Source organism: Tamlana sp. I1 (genome assembly GCF_015355625.1).
Lineage (GTDB): Bacteria > Bacteroidota > Bacteroidia > Flavobacteriales > Flavobacteriaceae > Pseudotamlana.
Genome location: NZ_JACLAF010000007.1, coordinates 183,359 through 205,150, shown reverse-complemented (window position 1 = coordinate 205,150; position 21,792 = coordinate 183,359). Strand labels below are relative to the sequence as shown.

Below are 21,792 nucleotides of genomic sequence, written 5' to 3'. Positions count from 1 at the left end.
TTGGAGCTTTTTTTATGTTTAAAAAAAGATGTACTTTTCAAGCTATGAAAAAACTACTAACGGGTCTGCTGCTTTTAGCTTCATTTGTAAATTTATTTGCGCAATCTGAAAAATCGAATACCACGAAACGCTATTTGTACCGTGATCAAGTTGTAGCCATAGAAAAATGGTATGGGGATAACAAAAAAATAGACAGCCTGAAAACATATTACAAATCTGGAAAACTTGACGAATGCTTTTATTTTCATAATGGCAGATACCAAGGAAAATCATTTAAATACAACCCTTCTGGAGAAAAAATAACCACTTGGGAATTTGACAATGGGGAACTTATTAGTAGAACAGATCATATCATTGAATTCAATAAAAAAACAGAAGAAAAAGTACTAAAAGCACATGCTAGACTTAAAGAACTGAATCTTGAAATAAAGGAAGAACCTAAAAGTCTAAAATTAAGATTTCAAAGAGCAAGCATAAGAAAATATCTTGACAACAACACATTAGCTCTTAATGATTTTAAAACAGCAGAAAAACACATATTAAAGATTTCAAAAACCAAAAAAGTTCCTGAGAAAATATTAGGAAGTCTTTACGACAATTTGGCTAATATTTATGCCGATTATGAAATGCACGACTACTGCATTCAATACAAATTGAAAGCCATAAAAGCTTCGCCTAAAGAAAGTAGGCTTTACCATAATCTGGGGTCTTACCTTATAACAATTAAATCTTACCGACTAGGCATAGTATATTTAAACAAAGCTATAGAGATGGTGCCAAACCATGCGTTCGCCAATTGGGCACTATCGGCTGCTTATACCGATTTAGGTGAATACGATAAAGCCATGGTTTGTGTAAATACCGCTTTTAAGAATAAAGCGAATTTATATAAGCGAGGTGAAAAAAATGCAGAAAGAGACCTAAGAACCATTCGAGGTTTATTATATCATAAATTAGGCGATTCGGATAAAGGCATAGCCGATTTAGAAGAAGCCTTAATTATAAATAACAACAATTCTTTTGCCTATAGGAATTTAGGGGAAGTTTACTTCGACCTAAGCAATTACAATAAAGCTTGTGAATTATTAACCAAAGCTAAAACACTGGGCTACGAAAAAACATTCGACCGTGACGATTTACAAGACTATCTTAATTATTCATGTGAACATGTTGTTGATGAAAACCAAATAGTAGAAACAACAACTGAAACAATAACTGAAACAATAACTGAAACTTTTACAACTCCAAAACTCGCAGAAAAACCATATGCATATCCTAACCCAACAAAAGGTGAAGTAAACATTAAAAATCTGCTGTTTGAAGATTATGTTTTTTTGGTGTTTGATTACGCCGGAAAACAAGTAAAACAAGGCAAAAAGAATACAGGCATTAATTTATCTGAATTACCAAGTGGCGTTTATATTATTAAAATAATCCATAAGGATAAAAGTGAAACCTTTAGAGTTATTCGAGAATAACCCTTAAAGTTAGGAAACTAAAAAGGGTGTTTTTCAATACATGAAAGACACCCTTTTTTATTATAATAATTTCAGATATTAACTAAAGCTTAAAACTCTTAATTATCTTCTTTCCCAAACAAATACCCATATGGCATCCCTACAAATAAGGCGCCTCCAACAATATTTCCTAAAGTGGCAGGAATTAAATTTTTAATAAAGAAAGTACTCCAAGTAATATCGGCACCTTCAAAAATAGATAGCGGAATAAAGTACATATTGGCAATACTGTGTTCAAATCCCATCGTTACGAAAGCCATAACGGGAATCCAAATGGCTACTATTTTTCCAATCGTGTTTTTAGCGGCAATACCTTGCCAAATTGCTAAACACACCAACCAGTTGGCTCCGATCCCTTTTATAAAAGTCACTAGAAACGTATTGCTTGTTTTGCTTTTGGCTATTTTATGAACCATATCAATATACGGTGCATCTGTAACAAGATGCGTTAAATAAGTGATGACATAAGCCACAAACAAAGCCCCAACAAAATTTCCTATGTACACTAACCCCCAATTTCTTAACATGGCGTATGCACGCTGTCTTTTGGTTAAAATATTAGGAATGAAATAGGCATTATTTCCTGTAAAAAGTTCGGCGCCTACAATAACCACCAAAATAAGTCCGAGTGGGAACGCCGCGCCAAACAAAAATTTTGCAAACCCAGGATTATTTGCTGCTATTCCAGGAGAGCCACCAGATATAATAATGGCTAATAAACCTCCAAAAGCGACGTAAGCTCCCGCTAAAAATGCAAGAATTAATGTTTTACTAACTTTATAACCTTCTTTATTCAAGGCTATTTCATTCACTATTTTTATACCTTCTTTAGGGGTGTGCATATTCTTTTTTAATTGTAAACTTTAAGTTAATTTTTATTCAAAAGTTATACGAAAATAAAAATTTTAGTTCACCTTAACTTCTTTAAAATATTGATTTAAAATTTCCACAGCAGCATCGATTTCCTCCTTCGTATTTTCACGAGCATCTTTCAACTCATATTCCCATCCTAAGGCTTCCCATTTGTGAATACCTAATTTATGATACGGCTGAATTTCAATTTTCTCAATGGTTTTATAATCCTTAAAATGTTCGCCAAGAGCATGAAGCAATTCGGGTTTGTTTGTAATGCCAGGAATTAAAACATATCGCAACCACATCGCTTTTCCAGATTCCTCACGATGTTTAGCGAAAGTTAAAGCCGTTTCCATATTACGTTGCCCAGTTAAGGCTTCGTAACCTTCTTCGGTCATGTGCTTAATATCTAACATGATTAAATCGGCATAATCGTCTAACAAGGTTGTTGCGAAGTTGTTTAATAATCGGCCGTTAGTATCAATATTAGTATGTATCCCCTCTTCTTTTAATCTTTTGAAAAAAGGAACAAGGGCTTTCGATTGCAGTAAAGGTTCTCCGCCAGAAACGGTAACACCTCCTTTTTTTCCGAAGTAAGGCTTCACTTTTAATACCTTTTCAACCAGTTCTTCAATCTCGTATGGTTGACCTCCCGACGTTTCTATAGTATCTGGATTATGACAATATAGACACTTCAACTTACAGCCTTGTAAAAAAACTACAAAACGAATACCGGGCCCATCATGTGTTCCGAAGGACTCAATTGAATGGACATTTAATATGTTGTCTTGATTTTTGATAACCTTAAAGTTTTAAATTAAAAATAAGCATCTGAAAGACAAAGCTATTAAACTTATCCTCCAGATGCTCCTCAAAATATAAAAAACTCTACATGGATTCGTGGAAAGAACGTGTAATCACTTCCAATTGCTGCTCTCTTGTTAATCTTACAAAGTTAACAGCGTAACCAGATACACGAATAGTTAATTGCGGATATTGCTCTGGGTGCTCCATAGCATCCATTAACATATCTCTGTCTAAAACATTCACATTTAAGTGCTGCGCATTTCTACTGAAATAGCCATCTATAATAGTTGCTAAATTGTCGATACGATCTGTTTCTGAAGATCCTAAAGATTTTGGCACCATTGAGAATGTGTTTGAAATACCGTCTAATGAATCTTTATAATCAATTTTTGAAACTGAATTTAAAGAGGCAATAGCACCGTTACAATCACGACCGTGCATTGGATTTGCTCCAGGAGCAAAAGCAATACCACTTGGTCTACCATCTGGCGTAGCTCCGGTTTTCTTACCGTAAGACACGTTTGATGTGATGGTTAACACAGACATTGTTGGCTCAGCATCTTTATAAACTGGCAATTGTTTTAACTCGTTATTAAAATCTGCTACAGCATTAGCAGCTAAAGTATCTACGCGGTCGTCATCATTTCCGTATTTTGGAAATTCACCTTCAATTTTAAAATCAACCGTTAAACCATCTTCATTTCTAATCGGTTTTACTTTCGCATATTTAATAGCTGAAAGTGAATCGGCTACAATAGACAATCCCGCAATACCATAGGCAATATTGATGCCTGGGTTAGTATCGATTAAAGCCATTTGTGCTTTTTCGTAATAGTACTTATCGTGCATGTAGTGAATAATATTCATCGAATCGTTATACACACGAGCCACTTCTTTCATAGCGATTTTAAAGTTCGTCATTACAGTATCAAAATCTAAATACTCACCATCCAATTCCTTAATACCATCAACCATAGGTTTTCCAGTATTTTCACAACGTCCGCCATTAACAGCCAACAATAATGTTTTAGCTAAGTTGGTACGTGCTCCAAAAAACTGAATAGATTTCCCTAAGCTTTGGTAAGACACACAACATGCAATTCCGTAATCATCAGATCCACGTTGTGCACGCATTAAATTGTCATTTTCAAACTGAATTGAAGAAGTATCAATCGATACTTTAGCACAATAATCTTTAAAATTTTGTGGTAACTCTTGAGACCATAAAATCGTCATATTCGGTTCTGGTGAAGGCCCTAAATTATATAAGGTATTTAAGAAACGGAACGATGTTTTTGTAACTTTTGTTCTGCCATCTTCAAACATACCACCAATAGCCTCGGTTACCCAAGTAGGATCGCCTGCAAAAATTTCATCGTAAGTCGCCATTCTTAAGTGACGTACCATACGTAATTTCATAACGAATTGATCGATGTATTCTTGAGCTTGTTCCTCAGTAATTAAACCTTCTTGTAAATCATTCTCGATATAAATATCTAAGAACGTTGATACATTTCCTAAAGACATCGCAGCACCATCTTGCTCTTTTACAGCTGCTAAATATGCCATGTATGTCCATTGTACCGCTTCTTGAGCGTTTTCAGCTGGGCGACCTAAATCTAAATCGTATTTAGCACCTAACTCAAGCATTTCATTTAATGCTTTTATTTGTGATGATACTTCTTCACGTAAACGAATAACAGCTTCTGTCATTGGTCCAGTGATGTTGCTTAAGTCTACTTTTTTAGCTTCAATTAAAGCGTTAATTCCGTAAAGAGCCACACGACGATAATCTCCAATTATTCTACCTCTAGCATAATTATCTGGCAACCCTGTTAAAAATCCTAAAGAACGGAATTTTCTAATTTCAGCATTATATGCATCAAAAACACCATCGTTATGGGTTTTAACGTATTTAGAAAATAATTCGGTTAAATTATCATTAGGTTTTACACCTTGTTCCTGTAAAGCTTTTTGAACCACTTTAAAACCTCCAAAAGGTTTCATAGCACGCTTTAATAACTCATCTGTTTGTAAACCAACAATAACTTCATTGTCTTTATCTATATATCCCGCTTCAAAAGCGTTTACTGAAGAAATTACCTCTGTATCTACGGCACGTACACCGTTTCTTTGTCTCTCTTCTTGGGTCGCAACTTTACAAACTTCCCATAATTTGTTAGTTTTCTCGCTTGGTCCAACTAAAAATTCATGAGTTCCATGGTAAGGAGTAATATTCTGAAATACAAAATCTCTAACATTAATCTTCTCCGTCCAAATTCCGTTTTTAAACTGTTTTACTTCCATGTGTTTTATATTAATCTTTTGAAAAAAAATTCTTTGTTTTGATTGATGTATACAAAGGTATGACCACGATTAAAGTAATAAACTGACAAAAATCAGTTTCCATTTAAATAAAAATATTCCTACTTACGAAAACGTTTGAAATTGACTAAATCAATCTCATTTTATCTAAAATTATCATCATTTTTCTTCATAAAAAGCATCATTAATATTCCAAACATTATAAATTAATTGATTTACAGACTAAACATTAGCAAACTCATAAAAATGAGCTTTTTACAGTGTGAACCATTCAAGAACAATTAACAAATGTTTATTTAATATTTTATCGCCTATTTGAAAATCTTATTTAATTTCATACTTTGCAATACACCACACGATAACACAGATTATGACTGAGATAACTAGACTATTTGATTTTCCTTATTATCAGCTTGAAAATAAGCCTACAGACGCCGCTTTTGTAACAAAATATGATGGCGAATGGGTTAAAACCTCTACTCAAGACTATGTAGATAAAGCCAATGCGATGAGTCGCGCATTATTAAAACTTGGCGTTAATAAGGACGATAAAATTGCCGTTATTTCCTCTTCTAACCGTACCGAATGGAATATTGTAGATATAGGGGTGCTTCAAGTTGGAGCACAAAACATTCCTATTTACCCTACTATTTCTGCTGAAGATTATGCCTATGTCCTTATTCATAGTGAATCGACATATTGCTTTGTTTCAGATGAAGAAGTTTATGAAAAAGTCAATCAAGTTAAAGATCAAACAAAACTAAAGGAGATCTATTCCTTTAATCATATAAAAGGCTGCAAACACTATTCTGAATTGTTAGAACTTGGTGCAGACACCTCAAATCAAAACGATGTAGAAGCTAGAAAAGCAGCTGTAAAACCATCCGATTTAGCAACCATCATTTACACTTCTGGAACCACCGGAAAACCTAAAGGCGTTATGCTTTCACATTGGAACATTACAAGCAATGTATTAGGCAGTATGTCAAGATTACCTTTAAGAGGTGAAAAAACCAAAGTTTTAAGCTTTTTACCCATTTGTCATATTTTCGAACGCGTTTTAATTTACATCTACCAACACGCAGGAACTTCGATTTATTATGCTGAAAGTCTTGATAAAATAGCCGATAACGCTAAAGAAATCAACCCAAATCTCATGAGCGTAGTACCGCGACTTTTAGAAAAGGTTTACGATAAAATCATGGAAAAAGGCACTGAACTTACTGGCATAAAAAAGGCGCTTTTCTTTTGGGCTGTGGGTTTAGGCGAAATTTGGGAACCCTATAAACAAAACGGAGCTTGGTACGAATTAAAATTGAGCCTTGCCAATAAACTTATTTTTAGCAAATGGCGCGAAGCTTTAGGGGGCGAACTGTACACCATGGTTTCTGGTAGTGCTGCTTTACAACCCAGATTGGCTAGAATATTCTCAGCAGCTGGCATGCAAGTTATGGAAGGTTACGGACTAACAGAAACTTCGCCAGTTGTTTCCGTTGGGAAATATGCCGATAACATGTTTAAAATAGGTACTGTTGGAAAACCTATCCCTAATGTGGAAGTAAAAATTGCCGAAGATGGTGAAATCCTTATTAAGGGACCAAATGTAATGATGGGCTACTATAAAGATCCTGAAAAAACAGCCAGTGTTATGACGGGCGACTATTTTCACACAGGCGATAAAGGCGAAATTGATGGTGATGGCTTTTTAAAAATTACAGGCCGAAAAAAGGAAATGTTTAAGACTTCTGGAGGGAAATATGTAATTCCTACATTACTTGAAAACGATTTAAAACAATCGCGATTTATTGAACAAATTATGGTGATTGGTGAAGGTGAAAAGATGCCAGCAGCACTTATTCAACCTAATTTTGAATTTATTCGTGAATGGGCCAATAGAAAAAAGCTTAACCTAGAAAACACAAATGAAGCTATTTCTAGCTCTGAAATTATTCAAAAACGCATTCAAAAGGAAATAGACCATTGTAACAAAAAATTTGGTAAGTGGGAACAAATTAAAACCTTTAGATTAACCCCAGATGTGTGGTCTATAAAAACTGGACACCTTACCCCTACTATGAAAATGCGAAGAGCAGTAATTAAAGACATGTACCATGATCTTATTGAAAAAATTTATAGGCCTTAATACCAGGAATAGCTAGACTTTATTTTTCATATTAACAGGACTAATTTTTCGTATATTTATTACATAAACCTTTAATACTAAGGACTATGAGTAAAAAATACACAATTTTAGTACGATTACTTTTGCTTGGGCTTTTTTCACAGCTTTCTTTTTCACAAGTTTCTGCCAAGGAAATTGATGCCATTGTTAAAAAATCCATGGATAACTTCACAGTAGCTGGTGCGGCTATTGCCGTAGTAAAAGACGGCAAAGTTATTATTCAAAAAGGATACGGCGTAACCTCTATAGAAACTCATAAGAAGGTAGATGAAAACACCAATTTTGGCATCTCTTCAAACACAAAAGCATTTACCGCAGCAGCCCTAGCTATTCTTGTTGATGAAGGTAAACTAACATGGAATGACCCCGTAATTAAGCATATTCCAGAATTTAAAATGTATAATGCTTACGTTACAAACAACTTCAACATTATCGACCTCATCACGCATCGTAGTGGTTTAGCAGAAGGTGCTGGAGACTTGGTGCTGATGCCTACAGGCTCAGATTTTACAATGAATGATGTTCTAACGAACTACCAATACTTTAAACCTGTATCAGCTTTTAGAACAGAGGCCGCTTACAATACCGTTCTCTTTTTGGTAGCAAGGGAAATTATTACCAGAATTAGTGGTATTTCTTACGGAGCATTTATTCAGAAACGAATTTTAGAACCACTTAAAATGAACAATTCCTGTTATGGCTATTCCAAAACTTTAAATAAACCCAATGTCTCAAAATTTCATATCAGCAAGGAAAACAAATTAAACATTGAAGAAACTCCTAATTGGGATAATAAAAAGGTAAAAGATGCTCTTGAACTTGACTTCGTTTACTCTAATGCCCATGATATGATGAGTTGGATGCTTCTTCATCTTAATAAAGGAAAATATGGCCCAGATTTGAAGCAGCAACTTTTTTCTGAAAAAAATCTTCAAGAAATATGGAAAATCCACACGGTAATAACTCAATCTAAAAACCCAAGATACCATTCAAATTTCTCAGGAGTTGGATTAGGCTGGGGATTAAAGGATATTAACGGTCATTTACAGGCTTCACATATAGGCGGTTTTATGGAGAATAGAATTACCTTAATTCCAGACTTAAACCTTGGTATTATGGTGCTAACAAACACCGCCTTTGATGGTTATGGCTTAATCAATGCCGTTACCCAAACTATTTTAGATAAATATTTAGGTTTGAATGAATTTGATTGGATAAAGACTTATAAAGACAGGCTAAATTTCGATAATACTGAAGCTGATGCTGTGGTCGATAAAGTATGGGCTACGGTTAAAACAACCGATACCAAACATCTCGATTTAAAAAACTATATAGGTTCCTACAAGGACCCTTGGCTAGGCACCGTAGAAATCTCAAATAAAGAAAATAAACTCTGGTTTGAATCCTTACGTTCTCCGAAATTATCTGGCCCCATGTACTTCTATAAAGCAAACACCTTTGCTGTAAAATGGACTGATTTTGGTATGCCAGACACCGATGCCTTCGTCATGTTTCAATTGGATGAAGAAGGTAAAGCTATAGGTTTTAAAATGAAAGGTATTTCACCTATAACAGTCCCTAGCAACAATTACCCTGATTTAGATTTTACTAAAATGAAGGACAACTAATCTCTTTTTAATACGTATGATCATAAAACAAACAAAACCTACAACTATCCTTAACACCTTTACTTTTTAATAAAAAAACAGCATAAATTTCACATGCCTTTATTATGCATGCATAATAAAATTTCATATATTTGGGAAAACCAACCAAATATAAAAATGAAAGACAAAACCATCGATTATATATTAAGGACAACCTGGTTAGCGGTTCAAAAAATGTATAACGAAGAAGCTGCCAAATTTGACAGCACCATGGCGACTGGTTTTACCCTACTTAGTATCGACCCAGAAAAAGGAACACCATCAACCGCATTAGGGCCTAAAATGGGCATGGAAGCCACAAGTTTATCACGAATTTTAAAATCCATGGAAATAAAAGGACTAATAAACCGAAAGCCAAATCCAGAAGATGGTCGCGGTGTTATTATTTCACTCACCGAAAATGGAAGAGAAAAAAGAGACTATTCAAAAGAAAAAGTACTCCTTTTTAATGAAGCCATTAAAAAAAATGTCTCCGAGGAACAATTAAAACACTTTTATGAAGTGTCCGAAGTAATTAACGACATGGTTTGTAATAAAAAAATCTACAATCAATCCAATAGCTAAACTAAAATGAGCAAGCGAAGAATTAAAAAAGTAGCCATAATAGGCTCTGGAATCATGGGAAGTGACATTGCGTGTCATTTTGCCAATATTGGCGTTGACGTGCTTTTATTAGACATTATTCCTAGAGAACTAAATGCCAAAGAAAAAGCCCAAGGCCTAAGCCTTGATGATAAAGTAGTGAGAAACAGATTGGTTAACGAGGCTTTAGCGGCTTCGTTAAAATCGAAACCCTCACCCATTTACCATAAAGATTTTGCTAAAAGAATTACCACTGGAAATATTGAAGATGACATCGCTAAAGTGGCGCAAGTTGATTGGATTATGGAAGTGGTTATTGAAAGGCTTGATATTAAAAAACAAGTTTTTGAGAATCTTGAAAAATACAGAACACCCGGAACGCTTATTACCAGTAACACCTCCGGAATTCCTATAAAATTTATGAGCGAAGGCCGAAGTGAAGATTTCCAGAAACATTTCTGCGGAACCCACTTTTTCAATCCGGCGCGTTACCTTAAATTATTTGAAATTATTCCAGGCCCTAAAACAGATGCTTCAGTTTTAGACTTTTTAAACGGTTACGGCGAACAATTTCTTGGAAAAACATCGGTAATCGCAAAAGATACGCCAGCTTTTATTGGAAACCGCATTGGTATTTTTAGCATTATGAGTTTATTTCATACGGTTAAAGACATGGATTTAACCATTGAAGAAGTTGATAAACTAACAGGCCCCGTAATTGGCAGACCGAAATCGGCAACTTTTAGAACCGTTGATGTGGTTGGTTTAGACACTTTAGTTCATGTAGCAAATGGCATTGCCGAAAACTGCAAAGACGATGAACGTTTAGAATTGTTCAAATTGCCAAATTTCATCGATACCATGATGGAAAACAAATGGTTGGGAAGCAAAACAGGTCAAGGGTTTTACAAAAAACAAGTTGCAGCCGATGGATCAAAAGAAATTTTATCATTAGACTTAAACACCTTAGAATACCGCTCGGCAAAACGTGCGAAATTCGCAACTTTAGAATTGACTAAAACCATCGATAAGGTGGTCGATCGTTTTAAAGTTTTGGTTTCAGGAAAAGACAAAGCAGGCGAATTTTACAGAAAAACTTTTGCGGCATTATTTGCTTATGTATCGTATAGAATCCCTGAAATTTCAGATGAATTATATAAAATAGACGACGCCATGAAGGCTGGTTTCGGATGGGAACATGGTCCTTTTCAAATCTGGGATGCTATTGGCGTTGAAAAAGGCATAGAACTCATGAAAGCCGAAGGCTTAAAACCTTCTAGTTGGGTGGAAGACATGATCGCTTCAGGAAGTACTTCATTTTATACCGTAAAAGAAGGGGCTTCTTATTTTTATGATATTCCAACGAAATCACAAGAAAAAATCCCTGGTCAAGATGCCTTTATTATTTTAGATAACATCCGAAAATCTAATGAAGTCTTTAAAAATTCAGGCGTTGTTATTGAAGATTTAGGCGACGGTATTCTAAATTGTGAATTCCAATCTAAAATGAATACCATTGGCGGCGATGTTTTGGCAGGACTCAATAAAGCTGTGGATTTAGCTGAAAAAGATTTCGACGGACTCGTTATTGGAAACCAAGGTGCTAATTTCTCTGTAGGAGCCAATATTGGTATGATTTTCATGATGGCTGTCGAACAAGAATATGAAGAATTAAACGCGGCAATAAAATATTTTCAAGACACGATGATGCGTATGCGTTACTCATCAATCCCAACAGTTTCTGCCCCACACGGCATGGCTTTGGGAGGGGCTTGCGAATTATCCATGCACGCCGATAAAGTCGTGGCTGCCGCCGAAACCTATATTGGTTTAGTCGAATTTGGTGTTGGCGTCATTCCTGGCGGTGCAGGCTCGAAAGAAATGGCCTTACGTGCTTCCGACACCTTTAGAAAAGGTGATGTAGAATTAAATATTTTACAAGAATATTTCCTTACCATTGGTATGGCAAAAGTCTCAACCTCAGCTTACGAAGCCTTCGATTTAGGCATACTCCAAAAAGGAAAGGACATCATAATTCCAAATAAAGACCGCCAAATCGCAACTGCAAAAGCACATGCCAGACTCATGGCCGATGCAGGATACACCATGCCAGTAAAACGCAGCGATGTAAAAGTACTTGGCAAACAAGCACTTGGTATGTTTTTAGTGGGCACAGATTCAATGGAAGCTGCGAATTTTATAAGTGAACACGACCAAAAAATCGCCAATAAATTAGCCTATGTAATGGCGGGTGGCGATTTATCGGAACCTACTTTAGTGACCGAACAATATTTATTGGATTTAGAACGTGAAGCCTTTTTAAGTTTATGTACCGAACGTAAAACCTTAGAACGCATTCAACACATGCTAAAAACAGGGAAACCTCTTAGAAATTAAAAACATGAAGCTATTTGCCTTTAGCCATTGGCTATTGGTTAATTTCAGACAATAATTTAAAATGCTAGAAGCCAAGAGCTAATAGCTAAAAGCAAAACAGATGAAACAAGCATATATAGTAAAAGCATACAGAACTGCTGTTGGTAAAGCGCCAAAGGGTGTTTTTCGTTTTAAAAGAACCGATGAGTTGGCTGCCGAAACCATTCAGTATATGATGAAGGAATTACCTGAATTGGATAAAAACCGTATCGACGATGTTATTGTTGGTAACGCCATGCCAGAAGGTTCGCAAGGCCTAAATATGGCGCGTTTAATTTCACTTATGGGTTTAAATTCTGTTGAAGTTCCTGGTGTTACAGTCAATCGTTTTTGTTCCTCAGGCATCGAAACCATTGGTATTGCAACGGCTAAAATTCAATCCGGAATGGCCGATTGTATTATTGCTGGTGGGGCCGAAAGCATGAGTGCCGTTCCTATGACAGGATACAAACCTGAACTGAATTACGACATTGTAAAAGCTGGTCACGAAGATTATTATTGGGGCATGGGAAATACTGCTGAAGCCGTAGCAAATCAGTTTAAAGTCTCTCGTGAAGACCAAGATGAGTTTGCCTATAATTCACATATGAAAGCCTTAAAAGCCCAAGCTGAAAACCGTTTTCAAGATCAAATTGTGCCTATTGAAGTTAATGAAACATATATTGATGCCAACGGAAAAAAAGCAAATAAATCATATACAGTTACTAAAGATGAAGGACCTCGTGCAGGAACCAGTCTAGAAGCACTTGCTAAACTTCGTCCTGTTTTCGCTCAAGGCGGAAGTGTAACAGCTGGAAACTCGTCGCAAATGAGTGATGGTGCTGCTTTTGTTATGATTATGAGTGAAGACATGGTAAAAGAACTTAATCTTGAACCCATTGCAAGACTAGTGAATTATGCCGCTGCTGGTGTTGAACCACGCATTATGGGTATAGGTCCTGTAAAAGCTGTTCCAAAAGCCTTAAAACAAGCAGGATTAAAGCAATCGGATTTAGAACTTATCGAGCTAAACGAAGCTTTCGCATCGCAATCTATAGCTGTAATTCGCGAACTAGACCTTAACCCAGATTTGGTAAATGTTAATGGTGGCGCCATTGCATTAGGACATCCATTAGGCTGTACAGGTGCTAAGCTTTCCGTTCAGTTATTTGATGAAATGCGCAAAAGAAATATGACAGGAAAATACGGTGCCGTTACCATGTGCGTAGGTACAGGCCAAGGTGCTTGTGGGATTTTTGAGTTTTTGAAGTAAGAAAACAGACTGAAAGAACCAAGAAACAAGACGATGCATAATTTCAAGAAATTAAAAATCTGGAATGAAAGTATGATGCTCGTTTCAGAATCTTATAAAATAACGAGAACATTTCCAAAGTTTGAAACTTATGGATTAATGAGCCAGATGAATAGATGTGCTGTTTCAATACCTTCAAATATTTCAGAAGGAACAAGTAAAAGTTCAAATAAACATTTTGCTAATTTTTTAGAACATAGTTTAGGTTCTGCTTTCGAATGGGAAACTCAGTTGAATGTCGCTTTTAATGAAAATTATATTTCAGAAGAAAAATTTAAAGAACTAGAACAAAAAATAAAGGAAATACAAAAAATGATCTCAAGTTTTAAATCTAGGCTGCAAGCATCTTGATTCTTGAATCTATAAATCTAATAAACAAATGGAAGGAACAGAAAAAGACATTTTACGTGGCGGACAATTTCTAGTAAAAGAGATTAACTGCGAAGACATATTCACACCAGAAGATTTTAATGAAGACCAGCTGATGATGAAAGAGGCTGTAACCGAATTTATAGATCGTGAAGTTTGGCCAAAAAAGGCACAATTTGAAAAAAAGGATTATGCCCTAACAGAATCCTGCATGCGAAAAGCTGCCGAACTTGGATTTTTAAGCATATCGGTTCCAGAAGAATACGGCGGTATGGGTATGGGTTTTGTAGACACCATGTTGGTTTGCGATTATATTTCGGGAGCAACTGGCTCGTTTAGCACGGCTTTTGGTGCCCACACAGGCATTGGAACCATGCCAATCACCCTTTACGGCACCGAAGAACAAAAACAAAAATATGTGCCTAAATTAGCCTCTGGCCAATGGTTTGGAGCCTATTGTTTAACAGAACCTAGTGCAGGAAGTGATGCTAATTCTGGAAAAACAAAAGCTGTACTATCGGAAGATGGTAAAACCTATAAAATTACGGGGCAGAAAATGTGGATTTCCAATGCGGGATTCTGTAGTTTAATGATTGTTTTTGCGCGTATTGAAGACGATAAAAACATTACAGGTTTTATTGTAGAATACGACCCAGAAAATCCGAATGGCATTACCATGGGCGAAGAAGAACACAAGCTCGGTATTCGAGCTTCTTCAACCAGACAGGTGTTTTTTAATGATACTGTTGTCCCTGTTGAAAACATGCTTTCTACACGAGGTAATGGTTTTAAAATCGCGATGAATGCTTTAAATGTAGGTCGTATAAAACTAGCAGCTGCCTGTTTAGATGCGCAACGCCGTGTGATTACAGAATCTGTAAAATACGCTAACGAACGCGTTCAATTTAAAACCCCTATTTCTAGTTTTGGAGCTATTCGTCAGAAAATTGCCGAAATGGCAACCAACTGTTGGGTAGGTGAAGCAGCAAGTTATAGAGCTGCAAAAGACATTGAAGACCGCATTGAGCTTAGAAAAAACAACGGAAAGGACACCCATCAAGAAGCCGAATTAAAAGGCGTTGAAGAGTATGCTATCGAATGTTCGATCTTGAAAGTGGCAGTTTCAGAATTCATCCAAAAATGTACAGATGAAGGCATACAAATATTTGGAGGCATGGGCTTTTCGGAAGAAACACCTATTGAATCGGCTTGGAGAGACGCTCGAATTTCGCGTATATATGAAGGGACTAACGAGATAAACCGTATGTTATCTATTGGCATGCTTATCAAAAAAGCCATGAAAGGCCATGTAGATGTATTAACCCCTGCAATGGCTGTTAAAGATGAATTAATGGGCATACCTTCATTTGAAACACCAGATTATTCAGAATTGTTTTCGGAAGAAAAAAACATCATCAAAAACCTTAAAAAATTATTTTTAATGGTTGCTGGTGCCACGCTTCAAAAATATGGTGAAAAAATAGAGCAACAACAGCAACTTATGTTGGCGGCTTCCGATATTTTAATTCAAATTTACCTTGCAGAATCGGCTATTCTACGTGCTGAGAAAATGGCTAAAAAACAAGGTGAAGAACAAGTTAAAGAACAAATTGCTATGGCTAAATTAAATTTATTTCACGCCATAGATGTGATTGAAACCGCCGGAAAACATTCAATTATTTCATTTTCGACAGGCGACGAACAGCGTATGATGCTTATGGGCTTAAAGCGCTACATAAAATATGTAAACATGCCTAACATTATCGAATTACGAAATATTATCGCTGAAAAAGTAATTAACGAAAACAAATACTGTTTTTAAAATTTATTAATGTTGAAGAGTGACTAACTCAATTATGAAAAGCGCTTCGAATTATTTCGGAGCGCTTTTTTTCATTATTTTTAAAGAAAAATGAAACAACTCCTATCCATAGCCTTCTTTTGTATTTTAAACCTAAGTTTTTCTCAAACTTCGGAAAAAATATATGAAATAATTGATGCAGTTTCAGAAGAACGCATTAAAAAAGACATTCAAACGCTTGTTAATTTTGGCACCCGAAATACATTTAGCGATACCATTTCTAAAACACGAGGTATAGGTGCTGCCAGACGATGGATTAAATCTGAATTTGAAAACATTTCGCAATCCTGCAACAATTGTTTAGAGGTTTTCTATCAAAAAGATTTTGTAACCAAAAAAGGAAATAACCGCGTGCCTCATGATGCTTGGGTTGTAAATGTTGTCACCATACAAAAAGGCACAAAATATCCTAACCGCTATATTATAATGAGTGGCGATATCGACTCGCGAGCAAGCGATACTATGGATTTTACTACTGATGCGCCTGGTGCTAACGACAATGCTTCTGGAATGGCTGGAACTATTGAAGCTGCCAGAGTTTTAAGTCAGTATAAATTTGAAAGCAGCATTATTTATGTTGGTTTATCTGGCGAAGAGCAAGGTTTATTTGGTGGCGCAGGTTTAGCGCAATATGCAAAAGACAAAGATTGGGAAATTATTGGCGTTTTAAATAACGACATGATTGGAAATATTAAAGGGGTTGATGGCGTCATAGACAACAGAACTTTTAGAATATTTTCTGAACCCGTTCCTCCTACTGAAACAGAGCGTGAAAGAACCTTACGAAGATTTTACGGTGGCGAAGTAGATGGTATTTCACGCCAGTTAGCACGTTACATTTATAAAACCACCAAAACATACATGCCTGAAATGAACCCGATGATGGTTTACAGACTCGATCGGTTTGGTCGTGGCGGTCACCATCGTCCGTTTAACGACTTAGGGTTTCCGGGCATCAGAATTATGGAAGCTCATGAAAACTACACCCAACAGCATCAAGATATAAGAGAAGAAAATGGCATTAAATATGGAGATGTTATTGAACACGTTAATTTTGGATATGCAAAAAAACTAACTGCAGTAAACGCCATAAACCTAGCAAGCTTAGCAACTGCACCACCCGAACCAAAATTGGTTGCCATTGGCGGTATTGTAGAAGCCTCGGTAAAATTAAAATGGGATAAAGTTAAAGGCGCCAAAGGTTATAAAACATATTGGCGGGATACCACCTCGCCTACCTGGGATTATAGTCGATATGTTGGTGATGTTTCAGAATTCATGCTTCAAGGTATCGTTATAGATAATTTTTATTTTGGCGTTGCTTCAGTTGATGATCAGGGTTTTGAAAGCGTGGTTACATTTCCTAATAGCATTATTAAAAACTAAAAGAATCCATTTATTACGATAATTTTGAATCAATTTTAAGACATGATAAAACGTGTATACTTCATCTGTATTTTTTCAATACTAATAGCGTTTTCTTCCGCGGAAGCGCAAGGTGTATTTTCTAAAAACACAAACTTCACCCGACAAGATTCATTACGAGGAAGCATTACTCCAGAGCGTGTATGGTGGGATTTAACCTATTACCATTTAGATATAAAGGTTAATCCTGAAACTAAATTTATTTCAGGAAAAAACACAATTCAATATAAAGTTTTAAAAAGTAACAAAGTCTTACAAATTGATTTACAAGCCCCTTTAAAAATTACGAAAGCCCTTCAAAATGGTGAAAAATTACAAGTTAAAAAGGAAGGCAATGCACATTTCATTACATTAAAAAACAAGCAAAAACCAGGAAGTATTAAAAGTTTAGACGTGTTTTACAGTGGGCATCCAAAAGAAGCTGTTAACGCCCCATGGGATGGCGGATTTTCATGGAAAAAAGATAAAAACGGTAATGATTTTGTAGCCACATCCTGCCAAGGTTTGGGTGCGAGCGTTTGGTGGCCCTGCAAAGACCACATGTACGATGAAGTAGACAGCATGCTTGTAAGCGTAAATGTTCCTAAAAACCTTATGGATGTTTCAAATGGCAGACTGAGGAGTGTAAAAGATTACGACGACACAAAAACCTATTCATGGTTTGTAAAAAACCCCATTAACAATTACGGAGTTAATGTGAATATTGGCGACTATGTACACTTTTCGGAAGTTTATAACGGTCTAAATGGAAAATTGGATATGGATTATTATGTGCTTAAAGACAATCTTGAAAAAGCCAAAATTCATTTTAAAGATGCATCAAAAATGATGAAAGCCTTCGAACATTGGTTTGGCCCTTATCCTTTTTATGAAGACGGCTATAAACTTGTTGAAGTTCCTTATTTAGGTATGGAACACCAAAGCTCGGTAACTTATGGCAACCAATACAAACAGGGGTATTTAGGGAGCGATTTGTCTGGAACTGGCTGGGGTTTGAAATTTGATTTTTTAATTATTCATGAATCTGGACACGAATGGTTTGCAAACAGCATTACCAATAAAGACATTGCTGATATGTGGATTCATGAAAGTTTTACCGCATATTCAGAAAGTTTATTTTTAGATTATTACTATGGAAAAAAAGCAGCTTCGGAATACGTGATTGGCACAAGAAAATCCATTAAAAACGACATACCTATAATAGGAAAATACGATGTAAACAATGAAGGTTCTGGCGATATGTATTACAAAGGCGCCAACATGTTACATACTTTAAGACAACTTATTGAAGATGATGAAAAATGGCGCAACATTCTAGTAGGACTAAACAAAACGTTTTACCACCAAACGGTTACCACACAGCAAATTGAAGATTATTTGAGTAAACAATCTGGAATTGATTTAAGTGCATTTTTCAATCAATATCTAAGAACTATCAAAATTCCAGTTTTAGAATATTCTATTAAAAACAATATTTTAAGATACCGTTGGACTAATACGGTTTCGAATTTTGATATGCCTATAAAAATTGCAATAAACGCTTCCGAACAATGGCTTTATCCAAAACAAGAATGGCAGACTTTAAAAGTAAAAAACAACATGTCTACTTTTAAAATAGATAAGAACTTTTATGTGAAATCAAAAAAAATATAGGCTTTGGAAGACTATCCTGAAATATATTTTGAACGCGATACCGATTGGTATGATTGGCTATTAAAAAACCACAATAAAGTAAACGGGGTTTATTTGATTTTTTACAAACTAGAAACAAACATGCCAACCATGCGTTGGGAAGAAGCTGTAAAAGTAGCGTTATGCTTTGGATGGATTGATTCTACAGTAAAAAGTTTAGGCCATGGTAAACGCAGGCAATATTTCTGCCCGAGAAATCCAAAAAGCAATTGGAGTGCCTTAAACAAAACCTATGTTAAAACCTTGATTGCTGAAAATTTAATGCAAGAAGCTGGTTTAAAAATGGTAAATTTTGCTAAAAAAACAGGCACATGGACTGCCATGGATGCCGTTGAAAAAGGCATCATTCCAGATGCGCTACAAAAAGCTTTTAATGAAAATGAACAAGCGTTTGAAAACTTTAAAAACTTCGCAAAAGGGTATCAAAAATCGTATTTAACCTATTTGCAAAGTGCCAAACGTGAGGAAACCCAAATAAAAAGAATCGCAGAGATTATAAACCTTTGTGCCGCCAATAAAAAAATGCGGTAATTCACTCTGGGTTTATAAAAGTTTCAATATCAAAAGTAGATAATGGCGGGTTTGCACCTTCACGCTGAGCAACCAATGCCCCTACCGCACAAGCAAAATCTACAGCGTCTTGTGGCGCTACTTTATTCAATAATTTACTAAGTAATGAAGCTAAAAAAGAATCGCCAGCACCTACCGTATCCTGAACTTGAATTTGATAACCACTGTTATAATACAAACGATTTTCATACAATAAAACGGCACCATGTTGCCCTTTAGTAACACAAATTTGATTCGTGTTTGTTTCTTGAGCTATAAACCTTAAATTTTGTTCTAAGCCATGATATTTAGACCCTAAATAATGGCAAACTTCATAGAGTTCATCATCATTAAATTTTATAAAATTGGCCTTATTCATTAAATAAATTAAAAGTTCTTTATTGTAAAAAGGCGGTCTTAAATTAAGGTCGAACACTCTAAATTTGGCTACTTCAATCAGGTCAAATAAGGTTTGTTTTGAAAGTTCATCGCGAGTTACTAAACTTCCAAAAACAAAAGCATCTGAAGCTTCAACCGCTAACTTAGCATCTTGTTTTAAATTAATTTTATCCCATGCCCGTGGATATTCTATGCTATAACTTGCCGATCCTTTAGCGTTTAAAACGACTTGTACCTCGCCTGTTTTATAACTTTCCAACTTTTGAATGTAAGTCGTGTTGATATTATTTTCCGATACATACTTCAACAAAACTTCGCCTAACTCATCAGTTCCTACAGCACTAATCATTGCAACTTTATGTTCAAATGCAGCCAACCGAAGCGCCACATTTAACGGAGCGCCTCCTATTTTTTTATGCTTCGGAAAAACATCCCAAAGCACTTCACCAAAACAAACAATATGCGACATAGTTTTAATTTTTAGAATACTAATTTCATATAAAATTAATCCTTTTTAATAGATATTCGACTCCATAGTACGCTGATTTATAGAGTTTTTAAAAATTTCCAAAATTCGTTTTGCAATACCTGTCCAACCAAAATTTCGACGCGCAAAACGCGCACCTTCAACCGACAATTCATTTCTTAAATTCGGATAAAGCAAAGGCATAGATAGCATGGCACCAAACTCAATAGGACGATGTGGATCGGCAAAAAGCGCTTGATTTCCAAAATCTATCAAATCATATAAACCACCATGAACCGTTACCACACTAGGCGTTCCACAGGCCATAGCCTCAATGGCAACCATTCCAAAAGGCTCGTATCTTGAAGGCATTGCGAAAATATTTGCCGAGCGGTACACGTTGGCTAAATCTTCATCTGCAATATAATTTTTCCACTTAATTTTATCGGCTACCCCTAACTCATTCGCTAACTTTTGTAATTTTTCAATGCCCTGTTCATCTTGTTTAGATTCACCACCAACTGCGGCAACTAATCGAGCCTCTGGACAAAGTTCAAAAACGGTAGGCAAAGCCTGAATTAACAAATCGTAGCCCTTATTATGCGCCATACGTCCTAAGGCCAAAATATCTGTGGGATGAATGTCGTATTTCTGTCGTATTTTATCATTTTCTTTAGTCGGTACAGGAAAAAAACGGTTTTCATCAATCCCCGGAGGAATCATACCACAATTACGCGTTAGCATATCATATTGCTGCACCAACAAATCGACTTGAGGCAATGTTGTAGCAATTACATAATTACACATTTGATACACAAAATACTCTTTCCTGATACGTTCTTTAAAACGATAGGTTTTCTCCATTTCCTTTTCATCCATATCGCTACCCATAGAATGCTGCTTCCACCAGCCTAAAGAATGTGGTGTATGGACATGAGAAATACCAAGTTCTTCGGCAATTTTCTGCCCTGCCCAACCCGCATCCCAGTAATGAGAATAAACGATATCGTATTTTTTGCGCTCTTTTTTTATAGCGGCTAAAGTATTGGTTACAAACTTTTTTAGATGATCGTGCATATCTTCCTTTCTAATAAACTTTTTACCACCAAAAGGGATGCGCCAAACGCTAAAATTTTCATCTACATGATCATATTCTGGCTGATCTTCAAATTGCCGTGTTACCAAGTCTACCGTTCTACCTAATCGGCTAAAACGATCGGCAAGTTCTAACACATAAACAACTTGTCCGCCTGTATCGGGTTTACCTAGTTCTGGGTTTGCTGCTACATAACCATGTAGCGAGATCATTAGTATTGATTTCATCTGTTTGTATTTTTAGGTTAAATATTAAGTGATTTCTATTAATGTT

General features: G+C 35.9%; 16 protein-coding genes. 11 read left to right on the top strand and 5 right to left on the bottom strand.

Annotated elements, in window-relative coordinates; translation table 11 throughout:
• Positions 1-44: 44 nt before the first annotated feature.
• Positions 45-1,478: a T9SS type A sorting domain-containing protein gene (locus H6X70_RS08135; RefSeq protein ID WP_194767182.1), complete on the top strand. Its 1,434-nt coding sequence runs from the start codon at positions 45-47 to the stop codon at positions 1,476-1,478.
• A 98-nt stretch (positions 1,479-1,576) separates the two neighbouring features.
• Here H6X70_RS08135 and H6X70_RS08130 read toward each other — a convergent pair whose 3' ends face one another.
• The 3 genes from H6X70_RS08130 to pflB form a co-directional block, all read right to left on the bottom strand.
• Entirely contained in the window at positions 1,577-2,359 is a 783-nt protein-coding gene (locus H6X70_RS08130; RefSeq protein ID WP_194767181.1) for a formate/nitrite transporter family protein, read from the bottom strand.
• A 63-nt stretch (positions 2,360-2,422) separates the two neighbouring features.
• Positions 2,423-3,136: a pyruvate formate-lyase-activating protein gene (gene pflA / locus H6X70_RS08125; RefSeq protein ID WP_317171461.1), complete on the bottom strand. Its 714-nt coding sequence runs from the start codon at positions 3,134-3,136 to the stop codon at positions 2,423-2,425.
• Positions 3,137-3,260: 124 nt separating this feature from the next.
• Entirely contained in the window at positions 3,261-5,486 is a 2,226-nt protein-coding gene (gene pflB / locus H6X70_RS08120; protein ID WP_194767180.1) for a formate C-acetyltransferase, read from the bottom strand.
• 388 nt (positions 5,487-5,874) lie between these two features.
• Between pflB and H6X70_RS08115 the strand changes: the two genes are divergently transcribed.
• From H6X70_RS08115 to H6X70_RS08070, 10 genes are all read left to right on the top strand, one after another.
• Positions 5,875-7,647 (top strand): AMP-dependent synthetase/ligase, encoded by a 1,773-nt coding sequence (locus tag H6X70_RS08115; RefSeq protein WP_194767179.1) that lies wholly within the window; start codon positions 5,875-5,877, stop codon positions 7,645-7,647.
• 86 nt (positions 7,648-7,733) lie between these two features.
• On the top strand, positions 7,734-9,314 hold the full coding sequence (locus H6X70_RS08110; protein ID WP_194767178.1) for a serine hydrolase: 1,581 nt from the start codon (positions 7,734-7,736) through the stop codon (positions 9,312-9,314).
• Between the two features lie 156 nt (positions 9,315-9,470).
• Complete coding sequence (locus tag H6X70_RS08105) at positions 9,471-9,917, top strand: MarR family winged helix-turn-helix transcriptional regulator (RefSeq protein WP_194767177.1); 447 nt, start codon at positions 9,471-9,473, stop codon at positions 9,915-9,917.
• Positions 9,918-9,923: 6 nt separating this feature from the next.
• Positions 9,924-12,332, top strand: coding sequence for a 3-hydroxyacyl-CoA dehydrogenase/enoyl-CoA hydratase family protein (locus H6X70_RS08100; protein WP_194767176.1), 2,409 nt, complete (start codon positions 9,924-9,926; stop codon positions 12,330-12,332).
• 100 nt (positions 12,333-12,432) lie between these two features.
• On the top strand, positions 12,433-13,623 hold the full coding sequence (locus tag H6X70_RS08095) for an acetyl-CoA C-acyltransferase (protein ID WP_194767175.1): 1,191 nt from the start codon (positions 12,433-12,435) through the stop codon (positions 13,621-13,623).
• A 33-nt stretch (positions 13,624-13,656) separates the two neighbouring features.
• The gene (locus tag H6X70_RS08090; protein ID WP_194767174.1) at positions 13,657-14,013 is read left to right on the top strand and encodes a four helix bundle protein; all 357 of its coding nucleotides are present in this window, start codon (positions 13,657-13,659) and stop codon (positions 14,011-14,013) included.
• 28 nt (positions 14,014-14,041) lie between these two features.
• Positions 14,042-15,853, top strand: coding sequence for an acyl-CoA dehydrogenase family protein (locus H6X70_RS08085; protein WP_194767173.1), 1,812 nt, complete (start codon positions 14,042-14,044; stop codon positions 15,851-15,853).
• A gap of 90 nt (positions 15,854-15,943) precedes the next feature.
• The gene (locus H6X70_RS08080; protein WP_194767172.1) at positions 15,944-17,278 is read left to right on the top strand and encodes a M28 family peptidase; all 1,335 of its coding nucleotides are present in this window, start codon (positions 15,944-15,946) and stop codon (positions 17,276-17,278) included.
• Between the two features lie 42 nt (positions 17,279-17,320).
• A complete protein-coding gene (locus H6X70_RS08075; protein ID WP_194767171.1) occupies positions 17,321-18,970 on the top strand; it encodes a M1 family metallopeptidase in 1,650 nt (549 codons plus the stop codon).
• A gap of 3 nt (positions 18,971-18,973) precedes the next feature.
• The gene (locus tag H6X70_RS08070; RefSeq protein ID WP_194767170.1) at positions 18,974-19,540 is read left to right on the top strand and encodes a YdeI/OmpD-associated family protein; all 567 of its coding nucleotides are present in this window, start codon (positions 18,974-18,976) and stop codon (positions 19,538-19,540) included.
• Between the two features lies 1 nt (position 19,541).
• On the opposite strand, the gene H6X70_RS08065 is transcribed toward H6X70_RS08070, so the two are convergent.
• Together H6X70_RS08065 and H6X70_RS08060 are read right to left on the bottom strand one after the other, a co-directional pair.
• On the bottom strand, positions 19,542-20,426 hold the full coding sequence (locus tag H6X70_RS08065) for a carbohydrate kinase family protein (protein ID WP_194767169.1): 885 nt from the start codon (positions 20,424-20,426) through the stop codon (positions 19,542-19,544).
• 45 nt (positions 20,427-20,471) lie between these two features.
• Positions 20,472-21,746 carry a glycosyltransferase gene (locus tag H6X70_RS08060; RefSeq protein WP_194767168.1) on the bottom strand — a complete coding sequence of 425 codons (1,275 nt, stop codon included), beginning with the start codon at positions 21,744-21,746 and terminating at the stop codon, positions 20,472-20,474.
• Positions 21,747-21,792: the final 46 nt, after the last annotated feature.